The sequence below is a fragment of the Micromonospora sp. NPDC048063 genome, assembly GCF_043202855.1.
GTDB lineage: Bacteria > Actinomycetota > Actinomycetes > Mycobacteriales > Micromonosporaceae > Micromonospora.
In genome coordinates, this window is record NZ_JBIDBG010000008.1 from 68232 (window position 1) to 84211 (window position 15980).

14 protein-coding genes are annotated in these 15980 nt (G+C 76.2%); 6 read left to right on the forward strand and 8 right to left on the reverse strand.

All coding sequences use genetic code 11. The features are described from left to right. Positions 1 to 42 precede the first annotated feature (42 nt). A complete protein-coding gene (locus tag ACGFZ2_RS20410; RefSeq protein ID WP_393455733.1) occupies positions 43 to 1098 on the reverse strand; it encodes an RDD family protein in 1056 nt (351 codons plus the stop codon). A gap of 33 nt (positions 1099 to 1131) precedes the next feature. Here ACGFZ2_RS20410 and ACGFZ2_RS20415 point away from each other — a divergent pair, with 33 nt between their 5' ends. Beyond that, the gene (locus ACGFZ2_RS20415) at positions 1132 to 2118 is read left to right on the forward strand and encodes a stage II sporulation protein M (protein ID WP_393455736.1); all 987 of its coding nucleotides are present in this window, start codon (positions 1132 to 1134) and stop codon (positions 2116 to 2118) included. A 36-nt stretch (positions 2119 to 2154) separates the two neighbouring features. Here the strand turns inward: ACGFZ2_RS20415 and ACGFZ2_RS20420 are convergent, their stop codons facing one another. Genes ACGFZ2_RS20420 through ACGFZ2_RS20440 form a run of 5 tightly spaced genes read right to left on the reverse strand, consistent with a single transcriptional unit; the run spans position 2155 to position 7412 of the window. Beyond that, positions 2155 to 3465 carry a DUF58 domain-containing protein gene (locus ACGFZ2_RS20420; RefSeq protein ID WP_393455739.1) on the reverse strand — a complete coding sequence of 437 codons (1311 nt, stop codon included), beginning with the start codon at positions 3463 to 3465 and terminating at the stop codon, positions 2155 to 2157. Next, positions 3462 to 4454, reverse strand: a complete 993-nt coding sequence (locus ACGFZ2_RS20425; protein WP_393455741.1) for an AAA family ATPase — start codon at positions 4452 to 4454, stop codon at positions 3462 to 3464. The genes ACGFZ2_RS20420 and ACGFZ2_RS20425 overlap by 4 nt, the downstream gene beginning before the upstream one ends. Next, positions 4451 to 5995 (reverse strand): DUF4350 domain-containing protein, encoded by a 1545-nt coding sequence (locus ACGFZ2_RS20430; RefSeq protein ID WP_393455744.1) that lies wholly within the window; start codon positions 5993 to 5995, stop codon positions 4451 to 4453. The genes ACGFZ2_RS20425 and ACGFZ2_RS20430 overlap by 4 nt, the downstream gene beginning before the upstream one ends. After that, a complete protein-coding gene (locus ACGFZ2_RS20435; RefSeq protein ID WP_393455747.1) occupies positions 5992 to 6573 on the reverse strand; it encodes a DUF4129 domain-containing protein in 582 nt (193 codons plus the stop codon). Before ACGFZ2_RS20435 ends, ACGFZ2_RS20430 begins: the two co-directional genes overlap by 4 nt. Next, positions 6570 to 7412: a hypothetical protein gene (locus ACGFZ2_RS20440; protein ID WP_393258790.1), complete on the reverse strand. Its 843-nt coding sequence runs from the start codon at positions 7410 to 7412 to the stop codon at positions 6570 to 6572. Before ACGFZ2_RS20440 ends, ACGFZ2_RS20435 begins: the two co-directional genes overlap by 4 nt. 199 nt (positions 7413 to 7611) lie before the next feature. Between ACGFZ2_RS20440 and mtrA the strand changes: the two genes are divergently transcribed. The 5 genes from mtrA (at position 7612) to hpf (ending at position 13483) form a co-directional block, all read left to right on the forward strand. Beyond that, entirely contained in the window at positions 7612 to 8301 is a 690-nt protein-coding gene (gene mtrA, locus ACGFZ2_RS20445) for an MtrAB system response regulator MtrA (protein WP_089001893.1), read from the forward strand. Between the two features lie 12 nt (positions 8302 to 8313). Next, entirely contained in the window at positions 8314 to 10101 is a 1788-nt protein-coding gene (mtrB, locus tag ACGFZ2_RS20450) for an MtrAB system histidine kinase MtrB (RefSeq protein ID WP_393258792.1), read from the forward strand. Then, positions 10098 to 11891: an LpqB family beta-propeller domain-containing protein gene (locus ACGFZ2_RS20455; protein ID WP_393455749.1), complete on the forward strand. Its 1794-nt coding sequence runs from the start codon at positions 10098 to 10100 to the stop codon at positions 11889 to 11891. Before mtrB ends, ACGFZ2_RS20455 begins: the two co-directional genes overlap by 4 nt. Then, positions 11891 to 12595 carry a ComF family protein gene (locus ACGFZ2_RS20460; protein WP_393455752.1) on the forward strand — a complete coding sequence of 235 codons (705 nt, stop codon included), beginning with the start codon at positions 11891 to 11893 and terminating at the stop codon, positions 12593 to 12595. Before ACGFZ2_RS20455 ends, ACGFZ2_RS20460 begins: the two co-directional genes overlap by 1 nt. Positions 12596 to 12844: 249 nt before the next feature. Further along, positions 12845 to 13483, forward strand: coding sequence for a ribosome hibernation-promoting factor, HPF/YfiA family (hpf, locus tag ACGFZ2_RS20465; RefSeq protein WP_393258797.1), 639 nt, complete (start codon positions 12845 to 12847; stop codon positions 13481 to 13483). Positions 13484 to 13580: 97 nt separating this feature from the next. On the opposite strand, the gene ACGFZ2_RS20470 is transcribed toward hpf, so the two are convergent. Both ACGFZ2_RS20470 and ACGFZ2_RS20475 read right to left on the reverse strand, forming a co-directional pair. Beyond that, positions 13581 to 14690 (reverse strand): GNAT family N-acetyltransferase, encoded by a 1110-nt coding sequence (locus tag ACGFZ2_RS20470; protein WP_393455755.1) that lies wholly within the window; start codon positions 14688 to 14690, stop codon positions 13581 to 13583. Then, the gene (locus ACGFZ2_RS20475; RefSeq protein WP_393455758.1) at positions 14687 to 15850 is read right to left on the reverse strand and encodes a GNAT family N-acetyltransferase; all 1164 of its coding nucleotides are present in this window, start codon (positions 15848 to 15850) and stop codon (positions 14687 to 14689) included. The genes ACGFZ2_RS20470 and ACGFZ2_RS20475 overlap by 4 nt, the downstream gene beginning before the upstream one ends. Between the last annotated feature and the right edge of the window lie 130 nt (positions 15851 to 15980).

The window sequence follows — 15980 nt, forward strand, 5'->3', positions numbered from 1 at the left end:
CGGGTGTCCCGCGCCCGCCGCTCGGGTGCCCGCGCCCGTCGGTCAGGTGCCGGCGTCGGGCGTGGACATGGCACCCGCCGGCGCCGACGTGGCGACCGCCGGTCGTACCGCCGCGACGGGCTGCGCCGGCACGGCGACCGGCGCGCCGCCGGACGCCGCCGGACGGATCGTGCCGGGTGGCGCGGCGACCTCGGGCGGGGCGGCGGCCGGGACCGCGCGGGGCGGCGCGGGCGGGCCGGGCATCAGCTCCGGCCAGAGCGTCGCGGCGACGGCGCGACCGCGGCCCAGCCGGTGCCAGGCCCGCCGGTGCCGCTCGCCGAGGACCGCGGCCAGGTAGACCGACTCCGGCATGCCCGGCGGCGGGGGCGGCGTGATCACTGCCGAGATCTCGGCCCACAGGCCGCGGCCCAGCCGCCCGCGGGCCGGCTCCGCCAGGTGGCGCACCCGGGCCAGGTACTGCCGGGCGGCCAGCGCCAGGCCGTCGTCCAGCCGGCTCAGGTCCAGCGTGTACGCCCAGCCGACCAGCACGGGCACCGCCGTCGGGACCGGTCGCCAGGCGGTCGCCGCCCGGGTGTGCACGACGAGAGTGCCCGCCACCAGGTCGCCCAGCCGGCGCCCCCGCCGGTCGGTCAGCATCACGGTCACGCCGGCGACCCAGCTCAGCAGCGGCAGCACCAGGCCCGGCCACTCCACCGCCACGCCCACCAGCGCCCGGGTCAGCGACTGCCGCAGCCCCACCGGGGCGCCGTCGGCGCTGACCACCCGCAGCCCGACCGCCAGCTTGCCCAGCGTCCGGCCGTGGTTGAACCGCTCGCAGAGCACCGGGTAGCCGACCAGCACCAGGACCAGCCCCACCGTCGCGAGGGCACCGGTCAGCGCCTCGTCGACCAGCCCGGTCGGCAGGTTGGCGAGCACCATGCCGGCGGCGATCGACAGCACCAGCACGAGGACCAGCTGGGCCAGGATGTCGAGCATCAGCGCGAGCACCCGGGAGCCGATCCGGGCGGCCCGGACGTCCAGCTCCACGGCCTCCCCGCTGACCAGCCCGGCGTCGCCCCACGGGGCGGGTCGGGCCGGCGGTCGTGGTTGCGCTCTCACCCCGACAGTGAACACTATGATCGCCGGACGGGGGTGACGGTGGATCTCGACGCGTACGTCGCGGAACACGGCGGGGAGTGGCGGCGGCTGGAGGAACTCTCCCGGCGCGGCCGGCTCGACGCCGCCGAGGTCGACGAACTCGTCGCCCTCTACCAGCGGGCGACCACCCAGCTCTCGGTGCTGCGCAGCCGCTCACCCGACCCGGCGCTGGTCAGCCAGCTCTCCCAGGTGGTGCTGCGGGCCCGGGCCCGGCTCACCGGCCGCCCGCGGCCGTCCTGGGCGGCGGTCGGCAGGTTCCTGCTGGTCGGCTTCCCCGGCGCGGTCTACCGCGCCTGGCCCTGGTGGTGCGGGGTGGCGACCGGCTTTACCCTGCTCAGCTTCTTCCTCATCTGGTACGTGGCGGGCAACCCGGAGACGGCGGGCGCGTTCATCGGCGAGGAGGCGGCCGCCGACCTCGTCGAGTCCGGCTTCGCCGGCTACTACACCGAGTTCGCCGCGCCGACCTTCGCCTTCCACCTGTGGACGCACAACGCCTGGCTCGCCGCCCAGTGCCTCGCCGCCGGGGTGCTCATCGTCCCCGTGCTCTACCTGCTCTGGCAGAACGCGCTCAACATCGGCGTGGTCGGCGGGGTGATGGTCGCCTACGGCCGGGCGGACGTCTTCTTCGGACTGATCACCCCGCACGGGCTGCTGGAGCTGACCGGCGTCTTCGTGGCCGCCGGGGTGGGCCTGCGCGTCGGGTGGGCGTGGATCGCGCCGCCCGCCCAGATCACCCGGGGGCAGGCGGTCGCCCGGGCGGGCCGCGAGGGCGTCCTGGTCGCCGTCGGCCTGGTGGGGCTCTTCGCGGTCTCCGCCGTCATCGAAGCGTTCGTGACGCCCGCGCCCGTGCCGGTCCCGCTCCGCGTCCTCGCGGGCGCCGCCGTCTGGCTCGCCTTCCTGGCGTACGTCGTGCTGCTCGGCCGCCGGGCGACCGCCGCGCCCGAGGGCGACGACGTCCTCGACCCGCACGCCCGCCGCTGACCGCCTCGCCCCGACCGGCCCAGACCGGCCCGGGGATCAGAGCTGGCCGAGGGACTTGAGGCGCAGGTAGGTGTCGGCCAGGGTGGGGGCCAGACGGCCCGCCGGGGCGTCGACGACCGTCACCCCGTGCCGGCCCAGCGCGGCGCGGACCCGGTCGCGTTCGGCCAGCGCCCGCCAGGCCGCCGCAGCCGCGTAGGCGTCGCCGAGGCGCTGCGGGACGGCCGTGGTGAGCGCGGTCAGCACCGGGTCGTGCGTCGCGGCGATCACCACCTTGTGCCGGGCGGCGAGCCGGGGCAGCACCGGCAGCAGCCCCTCGCCGAGGGCGCCCGCCTCCAGCGCGGTGAAGAGCACCACCAGGCTGCGCTGGCGCTGCCGGCGCAGCAGCTCACCGGCGATCAGGTCGAAGTCCGTCTCCGCCAGCGCCGGTTGGAGCGGGGCGAGGGCGTGCACCAGCCGGGAGAGCAGGGCCGGCCGGCCGGTGCCCGTCACCGTGGCCCGGACCGCCGTGTCGGCGGCGAGCAGGTCGACCCGGTCACCGGCGCGGGCGGCGAGGGCGGCGAGCAGCAGCGCGGCGTCGATCGCGGTGTCCAGCCGGGGCTCGTCGCCGACGCGCACCGCCGACGTGCGGCCCGTGTCCAGCACGCACACCAGCCGGCGGTCCCGCTCCGGCCGCCACGTCCGCACCAGCACGTCGGCCCGGCGCGCGCTCGCCCGCCAGTCGATCGACCGCACGTCGTCGCCCACCACGTACTCGCGGAGGGTGTCGAACTCGGTGCCCTGGCCGCGCCCCCGGCTGACCTGGGTGCCGTCGATCACGCGCAGCCGGGCCAGCTTCTCCGGCAGGTGCCGGCGGGAGTCGAAGCGGGGCAGCACGCGCAGCGTCCAGGGCGGGGTGGCCGGGCGGCCGGAGCGCTGGCGGAAGCCCAGCCCCATCGGCCCGAACGAGCGCACGGTCAGCGCCACCGCCGGCCGGTCGCCCCGCCGGAGCGGGGTGAGCCGGCTGGGCAGCGCCACCGTCCCGCCCGGCCCGACGCGCACGAGCTGCGCCGGGGGCACGTCGGGGCGGGCGCCGGCCGAGGGCACCCAGGCGTCGCGGACCCGGGCACGCAGCGTACGGCCGGTGGGGTTGTGCAGCAGCAGCGCGACGGTGGCGGTGCCGCCGAGCCGCACCGCGCGGTCGCCCTCCCGGGTCGCCGCGAGCGCCCCCGGCGACGCGGCCAGTGCCCGGTCGACCAGCACGAGCAGCAGCACCGCGCCGGTCATCACCAGCAGGCCGACGAACGGCGCCGGCCAGGCCGGCAGGGTCAGCGCGCCCGCCGCCAGCAGGAGCGCCGCCCGCCAGGTCATCGCGGCGTCGGCACGGTGGCCAGCACCGTGTCCAGCACCGCGTCCACGCCGACGCCCTCCAGTTCGACCTCGGGGCGCAGCCGCAGTCGGTGCCGCAGCGTCGGCCGGGCGACCGCCTTCACGTCGTCCGGGACGACGTGGTCGCGGCCGGCCAGCCAGGCCCACGCCTTGGCGGTGGTGAGCAGCGCGGTCGCGCCCCGGGGCGAGGCGCCCAGCTCCAGCGCCGGCGTGCTGCGGGTGGCCCGGCACAGGTCGACGATGTAGCCGAACAGCGGCTCGGCCATGTGCACCCGGCCGACCGCCGCCCGGGCGGCAGCCAGGTCGGCCGCGCTGGCCACCGGCCGTACGCCGGCGGCCGTCAGGTCGCGCGGGTCGAAGCCGGCGTGGTGCGCGCGGAGCACCCCCAGCTCCTCCTCCCGGCTGGGCAGCGGCACGGTGAGCTTGAGCAGGAACCGGTCGAGCTGCGCCTCCGGCAGCGGGTAGGTGCCCTCGTACTCGATGGGGTTCTGGGTGGCGGCGACGATGAACGGGTCGGGCAGCGGACGCCGGTCGCCCTCGACCGAGACCTGCCGCTCCTCCATGACCTCCAGCAGCGCCGACTGGGTCTTCGGGGGCGTCCGGTTGATCTCGTCGGCGAGCAGCAGGTTGGTGAACACCGGCCCCTCGCGGAAGGTGAAGGCGGCGGTGCGCGGGTCGAAGATCAGCGAGCCGGTCACGTCTCCCGGCATCAGGTCCGGGGTGAACTGCACCCGCTTGGACCGCAGGTCGAGCGCGGTGGCCACGGTGCGGATCAGCAGGGTCTTGGCCACGCCCGGCACGCCCTCCAGCAGCACGTGTCCACGGCAGAGGAGGGCGATCACCAGGCCGGTGACGACCGCGTCCTGCCCCACGACCGCCTTGGCGACCTCGGCGCGCAGCCGGTGCAGGGCGGCCCGGGGATCGGCGGGGCCGGCGGTCAGCGGATCGGCGGTTCCGGCGGGTCGGGTCACCGAGGATCTCCTTCGGGTCGGTGCGGGTGCGGTGCGGCTGCCGGGGGCGGCCCGTCGGCGGGGTGGGACACGGCGTGCGCGTCGGCCTGGTGCGCGGTGTGCGCCTCGGTCGGGCGCGCGGGGTGCGTCGCGGCGTGCGCCTCGGTCGGCGGCCCGTCGGCCGGGTGCGGGGCGACCGTGCGGGTCAGCCGGTCCAGCGCGCGGGCCAGCTCCAACAGGTCCTGGTCGGTGTCGGGCGCGCCGCCGTAGAGCAGTTCCTCGGTCCGCCCGGGGCCGTCGCCGGTGCGGGCGGCGACCGCGGCGGCCACCTCGGCGGGCGGGGCGGTCGGCGGCAGGTTCAGCCGGGGCAGCAGGCGGTCCCGGGCGGCGGTGCGCAGCGTCCGCGCGGCCGCGTCCCGGGCGCCGGCCTTCTCGTAGAGCCGGGCCCGGCCGAGCACCGTCTCCGTCGAGCGGACCGTCACCGGCAGCGGCTCCGGCGTCGGCGGGCCGAGGCGGCGGGCCCGCCAGAGCGCGGCCAGCAGGGCGGCGACGGCGAGCTGCACCAACAGCGCCCAGAACCAGCCGGGGAAGGCGGACCAGAGCGGGTTCGGCGGGTCGGAGCCGTCGGCGCGGGAGTCGTCACCGTCGTCGTCGGAGCCGCCGCCCGGGCCGCCGGGCCGCCCGTCGCCGTCGCCCGGACCGCCGGGGCGACCGCCGCCCGGCCCGCCGTACTCGGTGGAGCCGCCCGGGGTGGGCGACCAGGCCGGGCTGCCGCTGCTGCCGGAGCCGAAGGTCGGCGGGGGCGCCTGGCCGTCCAGGTCGAGCCACACCACCCGGCCGGTCCCGCCGAGCAGGGCGGTGGCGAACGCCCGGTTGTCCCACTCGTCGATCCGGTCGTTGCGGAACGGGTCGCTGGCGCCGACCACCACCACGCTCTCGGGGACCCGGAGCAGCCGGGCGAGCCCGCCGTCGAAGCAGAACTGCACGGGCGCCGACCGGCCCGGGGTGACCGCGTAGCGTTGCAGCCCGACCGCCGCCCGCCCGAGCTGGCGCAGCTCGGGCATCGGGCAGGGCAGGCCCGCCGCGTCGGGCTCCACCGCCTGCGCGGCCCACCGCCGGCCGGCCGGCTCCACCGGCAGCGGGACCGCGTCCAGCACCCGCCGCGGCGGATCCACCAGCACCAGCCGGGTGGCCGAGGGAAGCGAGCTCAGCGCACCGACCGTGTCCGGGTGCAGCAGCGCCGGCGCGGGCACGAAGAGCGTGGCCGGCCCGCTGCTGGCGGCCAGCAGCGCGCGCAGCGTGTCCGTCTCGCGCTGCACCGTGACGCCCCGCTCGCGCAGCGCCTCGGCGAGCCGGCTGCCGCCGTCGTCCCCGGTCGCGACGGGGGAGAGGAACCCCCGGTCGGTGGGATCGGGCTGGTCGACCGTGTGGGTGACCAGGGTGGTGGTCAGCAGCAGCGCGGCCAGGCCCAACGGGATCAGCAGCCGGTGCCGGCGGCGACGTCGCCGGGGGGCGTCGCCGGCCTTCGGGGCCGGCTGGGCGGCGATGGTCTGTGCGCTCATGGTCGTGGCCCGTCCTCGGGTCGGCCGGTCAGCAGCCGGTCCAGGTCGGCGGCGTGCTCCCGCATCCGCCGGTCGTGCTCGGCCGAGGCGGGGCGCTGGCCGTACCAGAGTTCGGAGAAGATCGCCCCGGCGGCGCCCAGCGGCGGGCCGACCTGCGGACGGCTGGCCGTCGCGGCCCGCACCACCTCGACGACGGTCATGCCGGGCTGCGGCTGGAGCAACCCCCGGGCGACCAGCTCGCGGATCATCGCGCGCAGCCGTTCCCGGACGGCCTCGGCGTACCGGCCCTCGGCGGCCAGCCGGTCGGCGAGGGAGACGTACGCGGCGGCCGGCAACTCCGGCTCCGGCTCGCGCGGCGCGGGTACGACCGGCGCGGGGACGTCCACCGGCCCGGGCTGCCGGCCGCGTCGACGCAGCCGGGGCAGTCGGGGCAGCCGGCGGGGCACCCAGGCGGGGTACATGTACCAGCCGACCGCCACCAGCACCGCGGCGAGCACCAGCAGCAGCGCGGCCAGGGGCAGCGGCACCCGGTCGCCGAGCGCGGCCGTGGTCTCGGTCCACCACCGGCTGAAGCTCATCGGTCGGCCGCCAGCAGAACGGTTTCCGGCGTGCCCGTCCGGGCCCGGGAGAGCCGGATGTCCAGCCCCTCGGTGCGCATCCGGGTCTCCAGGTGCAGCACCGCGTCGAGGCAGGCCAGCGCCGGGTACGCGACGCTGTTGACGCCCGCCCACACGGCCAGCGACAGCCAGGGGGCCCAGGCCCGGTCGACCAGGTCGAGCGCGTTCAGCCCGTAGTAGACGCCGATGCCGAGGCCGAGGCGGACGATCCACCAGGACAGGTAGCCGAGCAGCCGGATTCCGCCGGCCCGGCCGCCGCCGCGTACGGCCAGGGTGGCGGCGCGCAGCGGGGCCCGCAGCGGGTGCACCCGGTCGACGACCAGCGCCGGCGCCACGGCGCCGAGCAGGGCGAAACCGATGAACCAGGCCGGCCCGAACAGCGCGGCCACCCACATCACCAGCCCGACCAAAGCGGTGAGCAGCACCGTGGCGCCCCAGCGGGCGCCGGCGGGACGGAGCACCTCGCGCGGCCCGACCGTACGGCCGAACAGCGCGCCGCCGGCGGACCGGGCGGCCGGGTTGCCCAGCAGCGTGATGATCATCGCCTCGGTCGCCGCGCCGACGGCCAGCAGCAGCCAGTACATGCCGAAGTGATCGAACTCCACGAACCAGACGGGGGGCTCGACGTCGGCGGCGAGCCGCAGCGGGTAGAGCAGGAGTTGCTCGCCGACGGCCAGGGCGAGGGCGAGTGGGACCAGCACCCGGGCCTGGCCGCGCAGCAGCAGGACCGCGGAGTCGAGCAGCTCGCCGACCGTGAGCGGGCGGCGCGGGAGCACGGCGGTCGGGCCGGCGTCGGGCACGCGTACTCCTGGGGACGGGCGGCGGTGGCGCGTGACGGCGCACGCGGGGATCATGGTGACACGCGCGGTCCGATCGGGTGGACCCGCACGCCGGGGCGGCGACGCCGGCGTCGGTTGCTGGGCGGCGGCGTCCCACGGCAGTACCGTGCCGGGTGACGCGGATCCCACCGAAACTGAACGGGATGGAAACATTAACCCCATGAGAGCCCGGGTACTGGTGGTCGACGACGACCCCGCGCTCGCCGAGATGCTCGGCATCGTCCTGCGCAGCGAGGGGTTCCTGCCCTCCTTTGTCGCCGACGGGGAGCGGGCCCTGGCCGCGTTCCGCGAGAACCGGCCGGACATCGTCCTGCTCGACCTCATGCTCCCCGGCATGAGCGGCATCGACGTGGCGCGGTCGATCCGGGCCGAGTCGGGCGTGCCGATCGTCATGCTGACCGCCAAGAGCGACACCGTCGACGTGGTCCTCGGCCTGGAGTCCGGGGCCGACGACTACGTGGTCAAGCCGTTCAAGCCCAAGGAACTGGTCGCCCGGATGCGGGCGCGGCTGCGGCGCGGCGAGGACGTGGCCCCCGAGATGCTGACCATCGGGCCGCCCGGCAACCAGATCACCATCGACGTGCCGGCGCACACCGTCAGCCGCAACGGCGAGGAGGTGAAGCTGACGCCGCTGGAGTTCGACCTGCTGGTCGCGCTCGCCCGCAAGCCGCGCCAGGTGTTCACCCGCGAGGTGCTGCTGGAGCAGGTCTGGGGCTACCGGCACGCCGCGGACACCCGGTTGGTCAACGTGCACGTGCAGCGGCTGCGCGCCAAGATCGAGCCGGATCCGGAGCGACCGGAAATCATCCTCACCGTGCGGGGCGTGGGCTACAAGGCGGGCACCGGATAGCCTGGTCACACTGTGGCCACCTCCCCGATCCCGGACCCCCAGCCGACAGCTCCCCACCGGCGTGTCGCCGCCGCGCGGAAGCTGTGGCGCGGCGTGAGCGGCCGGTCCGCGCGCCTGCTGGCCGGGTTGCACCAGACCTGGCGACGGTCGCTGCAGCTGCGGGTGGTGACCATCACCCTGGTCGCGTCCAGCCTGCTGGTGGGCGGTTTCGCCTACCTGATCGCCGACAAGATCACCAACATCCTGGTGGAGAACGCCGAGACCGACGTGCGGGTGCGGCTGGAGAGCGGCGCGACGTACGCGGTGCGGCAGTTCGGCCTCTACAACCAGCCCCAGGACGCGCAGTTCCAGGAGACCGTCGACGGCACGGTCAACTACCTCGCCGGCGGTGACCCGCAGCAGACCACCGGCGTGATCGTGGCGCTCACCGCCGACAACCACGCCGGCCTCATCCAGCCGCGTTCCTCGCCCGCGGTCAACGTCCGGCCGCTGATCAGCCGTGAGTTGCGCGCCACTGTCGCCGGAGGCAAGGTCGCCAGCCAGATCCGCACCGGCCGGCTGGGCGGGGAGCGCACGAAATACCTGGTCTACGGCTCGCCCGTGCCCACCAAGTTCGGCCAGGTGGAGCTCTACTACCTCGTGCCACTGACGCGGCAGGACGACACGGCCGGCGACGCCCGCGCGACGGTGGTCGCCACCGGCGCGGCCCTGGTGATCCTGCTCGGCCTGCTCGCCGGCCTGGTCACCCGGCTGGTGGTGACCCCGGTGCGGGTGGCCGCCCGGACGGCCCAGCGGCTCTCCGCCGGCCTGCTCGACCAGCGGATGGCGGTCAACGGCGAGGACGATCTCGCCCTGCTCGCCGCGTCGTTCAACCAGATGGCGACCAACCTCCAGCGGCAGATCCTGCGGCTGGAGGAGATGTCCCGGCTGCAACGCCGCTTCACCTCCGACGTGTCGCACGAGTTGCGCACTCCGCTCACCACGGTCCGGATGGCCGCCGACCTGATCTTCGCCGAGCGGGACGAGTTCGACCCGGCGGTGGCGCGCAGCGCCGAGCTGCTCCAGGCCGAGCTGGACCGCTTCGAGGAACTGCTCACGGACCTGCTGGAGATCAGCCGCTTCGACGCCGGCTTCGCGATGCTGGACGCCGAGCCGACCGATCTGGTGCCGGTCGTGCACCGGGTGGCCGACCGGCTGGCCGGCCTGGCCGAGCGGGTCGGGGTGCCCATCGAGCTGGACGTGCCCACCACGCCGGTGATCGCCGAGGTCGACCCGCGGCGGGTCGAGCGGGTGCTGCGCAACCTGGTCGGCAACGCCGTGGAGCACGGCGAGGGCAAGCCGGTGCGCATCACCCTGGGGATGGACGACACGGCCGTCGCGATCACCGTCCGCGACCACGGGGTGGGCCTCAAGCCGGGCGAGGAGAAGTTGGTGTTCAACCGCTTCTGGCGGGCCGACCCCTCCCGGGCCCGGCAGACCGGCGGCACCGGGCTGGGGCTGTCGATCAGCCTGGAGGACGCCCGGCTGCACGGCGGCTGGCTGGAGGCGTGGGGTGCGCCCGGGCAGGGCGCCCAGTTCCGGCTCACCCTGCCGGCCCGGGCCGGCGACCGGTTGACCACCTCGCCGCTGCGGCTGGTCCCGGCCGACGCCGCCCTGCCCTTCGGCGGCCCCCGCGAGGGCGGCCTGCTGGCCATCGGCCCGGGCAGCGGCGGCGTGCTCGCGATCGGCCCGGCCGACGGCGTGGTGGCCGCCGGGCCGGGGCGGCAGGGGACCGGGGGGCGCGCGGAGGTGGGATCGTGAGGCGGCGCCTGCTCGCCACTGTGCTCGGCGGCACGCTGCTGCTGGGCGGCACGGCCGGCTGCGGCATCCCGGCCAACACCGAGGTCCGGGTGGAGGGCGCCGGGCCGGCGGCCGAGGCCGGCTCCACCAGCGGCATCCGGGGCGAGCCCCCGAACCGCAGCGCGAGCGGCAGCGTCCCGGGGCAGTTCGTCAAGAACTTCCTCTCCGCCGCGGCGGGCGAGCCGGACCGCGCCTACCAGCGGGTCCGGAACTTCATCACCCCGGAGGACCAGGACCGCCTCCAGGTGAAGGAGGGCAGCGAGGTCGCGCTGACCGTCGTCCGGCTCACGGAGGAGCCGGTGATCGTCACCGCCCCGAGCAAGATCGAGGTCACCCTCAAGGTGCAGCAGGTCGGCCAGCTGCGCGCCGACGGCACGCTGGCCCCGCCGGAGACGAGCACCACGTCGTACACGTTCGAGCTGCGCAACCCGCCCCGGCAGGAGGGCAAGGGGGAGCCGGGCCTGTTCGTGGCCAACCCGCCGAACGTGCTGCTGCTCAGCGTCGACGCGCTCGAGGCGTACTACCAGAGCCGGACCATCTACTTCTGGAACTCCAGCCGTACCCGGCTGGTGCCCGACCAGCGCTACCTGCCCCTCGCCGTGCCCGACGAGCGGCTGGTCAGCGAGGTGGTGAAGTGGCTGACCGCCGGCCCCTCCCTCTGGTTGCGCTCCGGGGTCACCGGGCTGCCGGACGGCACCCGCCTGATCAACAACGCCACCCGGACGGAGGGCCGCTGGGAGGTCGACCTGGAGATGCCGGACGAGAAGGTCCGCCTGGAGCAACTCGCCACGCAGCTCGCCTGGTCGCTGCACGACGTCGACGGGCAGCTCGAGATCAAGATCCGTACCCAGCCCCGGAAGGACATCCCCGACCTGGAGGCGCACCGGCAGGCGAACCCGGTGTACCGGGTCGGCGACGGCTACCAGCGGTTCTGCGTCTACGAGGGCGCCGTCCACCCGCTGTCCGACGCCGCCGGAACGGTCGCCACGGTGCCGGTGGCGGCCGAGGCGAACAGGAACGTCGTGTCGGCGGGGCTCAGCCGCGCGGAGGACCAGATCCGGGCGGCGCTGGTGGTCACGGAGGCCGGCCGCCAGTGGCTGTCCGTCGGCGCCGGGCTCGACCCCGTCGCCGTCTTCCACCGCAGCGGCAGGGGCTACGGCGCGATCGGCCGGCCGGTCTGGCTGCGCTCGACGGACCGGGGCGAGCCGGCCGGGTTGGTGGTCGCCGACGGCGCTCTCTACCGGTTCGACGCCCAGGCGCAGCTCACCCCCGTGTCGCTGGGCGTCCCCGGCACGGTGACCGCGGTGGCCGCCTCGCTGGACGGGCACCGGATCGCCGTCATCGCCGGCGGCGCGCTCTACGTCGCCGCCCTGACCCCCACCGAGGGCGGGGTCACCCTCGGTCCGGCCCGTCGGCTGCCCACCCGGCTGACCGGCCTGTCGGCCGTCGACTGGTACGGCGAGGACAAGCTGCTCCTCGCGGGGGAGGTCGGCCGCCCCGCGGTCTACGAGGTCAGCGTGGACGGCACCCGGGACAGCCGGGTGGAGGACAAGATCGGCGCCCGGGTGACCCACCTCGCCGCGTACCCGGCCAACACGGAGGTGCCACGCGGCGCGGCGATGTACGAGGCGAACGAGGTGGCGTACGGCAGCGCTCCGTTCGAGCGGATCCAGCCCGAGCAGGTGCAGGTGTCGCCGCCCTCGACCGGGACGCGCGCCGGCAACCCGACCGCCCCCTTCTTCCTCTACTGATGCCGGGCCTCGGCGGGCTCTGGTCGGACCTCACCGACCTGGTGCTGCCCGTGGAGTGCGCCGGTTGCCGGGAACGCCGGCAGGGGCTGCGGCACGGCGTCTGCCCGGAGTGTGCGGCGGCGCTGGACGCGCTGCGGCCCCGGGCGGTACGCCCCACCCCGGCCCCGCCCGACCTGCCGCCCTGCCTCGCCCTCGGCCCGTACGCGGGCCCGCTGCGGGAGACGCTGCTCGCGTACAAGGACCACGGCCGGCACGGGCTGGCCCGGCCGCTCGGCGCGTTGCTCGCCGAGGTCGTGGCGGCGGCGGTCGGCGGGGCGCGGCCGGTGACGCTGGTGCCGGTGCCGGACACCGCGGCGGCGGCCCGCGCCCGGTACGGCGACCACCTCGGCCGGCTGACCCGGCACTGCGCGGACCGGCTGCGCCGGGCGGGCTGGCCGGTGCGGGTGCGGCGGCCCCTGCGCGCCCTGCCCCGCCCCGACTCGGTGACGCTGGACAGCGCCGGGCGGGCGGCGGCGGCCGAGTCCGCCTTCCGGGTTCGCCCCCGGGTCGCGCCCGCCCCGGGCGGGGCCGCGGTCGTGGTGCTCGACGACATCCTCACCACCGGGTCGACCCTCGCCGCGGTGGCGCGCGCGCTGACCGTGAGCGGGCTGTCGCCGACGGTCGCCGCCGTGCTCGCCGCGACCGAGAAACGGCACCGGTCGTAACCGATCGTGTTTCCGTTTCACCCGTTGGTGTATGAGGTGTGAAAAATTTCTGGCCGTCTCCGCGACCGGGGGTGACTGCCGGGCGAACAGGAGTTAGCGTTTGCCTGTCGGGGGTAGGAGGTCTTCCCACCCGCTCCCGGCGGTGAAAGGAGGCGTAGCCGCACTGACCGGTCGACGCCGAGTGGGACCTCCCCCAGATGCGCGCGACCGGATGCCGGATCGAACGACCGTCCGAACTAGGGAGGTCACGTGGACATCGTGGTCAAGGGCCGTAACGTCGAAGTGCCGGACCATTACCGGGTGCACGTAGCGGAGAAACTCGCAAAGATCGAACGCTACGACCACAAACTTATTCGTGTCGATGTCGAGCTTTTTCACGAGCGGAATCCCCGCCAGGCGGACCACTGCCAGCGCGTCGAGATCACCTGCGTCTCCCGGGGCCCGGTGATCCGGGCGGAGGCGTGCACGAACGACTTCTACAGCGCGCTCGACGCGGCCATCGCCAAGCTCGACACCCGGTTGCGCCGGGCGGCCGACCGCCGCCGCGTCCACCGGGGTCGGCACGCCCCGCTCTCCGTCGCCGCCGCCACCGCCGGCCTGCCGGTCGCCGACCTCGACGCGCCCCTGGGGGCGTCCGTCGACGGCGCCCGCGCCGGCACGGCCACGGCCGTGGCGGAACGGGTCGAGGAGGAGCACGACGACCAGCCCTGGCACATCGCGCGGGAGAAGGTGCACCCCGCCGAGCCGATGACCGTCGACGACGCCCTGTTCCAGATGGAACTCGTCGGCCATGACTTCTACCTGTTCCAGGACAAGGAGTCCGGCCGGCCGAGCGTCGTCTACCGGCGGCACGCCTACGACTACGGCATCATCTCCCTCGCCCTCTGATCCTCCGGCGCCGTGGTGGCGGCCCGCGCCGCCGCCACGGCCGACCGGACGACGGGCCTCCGGCCCACCGCACGCCTGAGGTGCGACCAGGCGCGGGTCAGCGGAGTTCGTCGGGGAGCAGCCCGAAGACCAGGTCGTCGATCCGGGTGCCCGCCAGCCCCGGCAGCCGGCCGCGCAGCAGCCCCTCCCGGCGGAAGCCGACCTTCTCCAGCACCCGCTGCGACGCGACGTTGCCGGGCAGGGTGGCGGCCGTCAGCCGGGCGGCCCCCACCGGCCCGAACGCCCAGCCGGCGAGGAGCCGCACCGCCCGGGTGGCCAGCCCGCGCCCCCGCGCGGCGGGCAGCAGCGCGTAGCCGATGCTCGCCTCCCCGGCGGCGGCGTCGAGGTAGGACATCCCGCAGCTGCCGACCGGTTCGCCGGTGGTCGCGTCGAGGATCAGCAGCCGGGCGATGCTGCCGGTCAGCCACCCGCTCTCCGACAGCCGGCAGCGTCGCGCGATCGCCGCCCGGGTGGGCGGCACCGGCGGGGCCTGGTTCGCCACCACGTCCGGCAGCGTGTGCAGGCGGTACATCAGGTCGACGTCGTCCGGGCCGAGCGGGCGCAGGGTCACCACGCCGTCGGTGAGCCGGCCGTCGGGCAGGTCGGGCAGCAGCCGGGGGGTGGGCCCGGGCGGGTCGTCGGCGAGGCGTACCCAGGCCATCAGGTCCGACCGGACGCCGCCGCGGAGCTGGCCGGCCGCCCGGCGTACCCCCTCGTGGCGGAAGCCGGCGGCGAGCGCCACCCGCTGGCTGGCCGGGTTCTCCGCGTGGGTCAGCAGCTCCAGCCGGTCGAACCCGCACCGGAACGCCGAGTCGGCCAGGGCCCGCGTCGCGGCGGTCGCGACGCCGCGACGCCGCGCCCAGGGCGCGACCCAGTAGCCCACCTCGGCCTGCCGGCGCTGCGTCACGACCTGGCCGAGGCCCGCCCCGCCGACCAGCCGGTCGGTGGCGCGGTCGGCGATGGCGTACGCGGCCCCGCCGGCGGTCCAGGCCGCCGGGGCGCCCTCGGTGATCCACCAGCGGGCGTCGGCATCGGTGTACGGCTCCGGCAGGCCCGGGTTGAACCGCAGGTTGACCGGGTCGGCGCAGCCGGCGGCCAGGTCGGCGGCGTCCCCGGGGCGGAACGGCCGCAGCCGCACCCCGTGGGCGTCGATCACCTCGGGCGTCACGTCAGGTCCCCGGCGAGCAGCGCGCCGACCCAGGCGTCCACCCGTTCGCCCCGGTGCGTGAGCCCGCCCCGGGCGGTGCCCTCGACCGTGAAGCCGGCCTTCTCGGCGACCCGGCGCGAGGCGGTGTTGCCGACGTTGGCCCGCCACTCGATCCGGGCCAGGCCCAGCGTGGTGAAGCCCCAGGTGGCGAGGGCGGTCAGCGCGGCCGGCATGAAGCCCCGGCCCCGGCTCGCCGGCGCGGTCATGAAGCCGACGTCGGCCAGCAGCGGGTCGGCGGGGGAGAGCCGCAGGTCAATCGAGCCGGCGTACCGGTCGTCGGCGCCGGCGACCACGAAGCAGGCGCAGGTGCCGGCCGCCCAGGTGCCGCGCGAGTAGACGAGGTAGGACTCGGCCTCGGCGGGGTCGTACGGGTCGGGCACGGTGGTCCACCGGATGGTCCCCGGGTCCCGGCAGGTCTCGACGACCGCGTCGAGGTCGCGCTCCTCCATCGGGCGCAGCCGCAGCTCATCGCCGCCGGCGGTGGCGAAGAGGACGGGCTGGGGGCGGCCGAAGACGGCGGCCCGCCGGGCCTCCAGGGTGCCGGGCCCGGCGGGCCCGGTCTCGCCGGGGGCGGGCACCTCGCCGGGGAACAGCGAGCCGATCCAACCGTCCGGCCGGCCCTCCGGCGCGGGGTCGGCCAGCCGCAGTTGCCCCTCGACGCGGAAGCCCGTCCGGAGCGCGACCAGGCGGGAGGCGTGGTTGCCGACCTCGGCCTGCCAGATCAGTCGGCGCAGTTTCCGCGTGTCGAGGGCCCAGCGCGCGACGGCCCGGGCGGCCCGTACGGTGACGCCCCGGCCCCGGGCCCAGGGCGCGGTCCAGTACCCGATCTCGCCCGTGCCGTGGCCGGGGTCGATCGAGACCAGCCCGCAGGAGCCGAGCACCTCGCCGGTGGCGGCGTCGCAGACCGCGAACGGCGCCCCGGTGCCGGCCGCCCAGTCCCCCGGGGCCACCTCGGTGACGAACCTGTGCGCGTGTTCGGGCAGGTACGGGCGAGGTACGGTGGTCCAGCGCTGGATGTCCGGGTCCTGGCACGCCCGGTGCACCGCGTCGGCGTCGGTCGCCCGCCAGGGTCGCAGCAGCAGGCCGTCCTCGGTGATCTCCACGGGTTCCACCCGAGCCATCGTGCCGGATCGTTCGCGGACGGCGTAACCGGATTACGGCGGAGGCGGCGCGCGTCGAGCGAGTTATGTCGGTTTCGCCGGGTCGGAGGGCCGCCACCAGTGACCATCGCGCCGATGGAGCGCCTACGAT

Bases quoted from the DNA above. Each gene is read 5' to 3' on its own strand.
- ACGFZ2_RS20420 (WP_393455739.1), bottom strand. From the start codon at position 3,465: ATGACCTGGCGGGCGGCGCTCCTGCTGGCGGCGGGCGCGCTGACCCTG.
- ACGFZ2_RS20430 (WP_393455744.1), bottom strand. From the start codon at position 5,995: ATGAGCGCACAGACCATCGCCGCCCAGCCGGCCCCGAAGGCCGGCGAC.
- ACGFZ2_RS20435 (WP_393455747.1), bottom strand. From the start codon at position 6,573: ATGAGCTTCAGCCGGTGGTGGACCGAGACCACGGCCGCGCTCGGCGAC.
- mtrA (WP_089001893.1), top strand. From the start codon at position 7,612: ATGAGAGCCCGGGTACTGGTGGTCGACGACGACCCCGCGCTCGCCGAG.
- ACGFZ2_RS20460 (WP_393455752.1), top strand. From the start codon at position 11,891: ATGCCGGGCCTCGGCGGGCTCTGGTCGGACCTCACCGACCTGGTGCTG.
- ACGFZ2_RS20475 (WP_393455758.1), bottom strand. From the start codon at position 15,850: ATGGCTCGGGTGGAACCCGTGGAGATCACCGAGGACGGCCTGCTGCTG.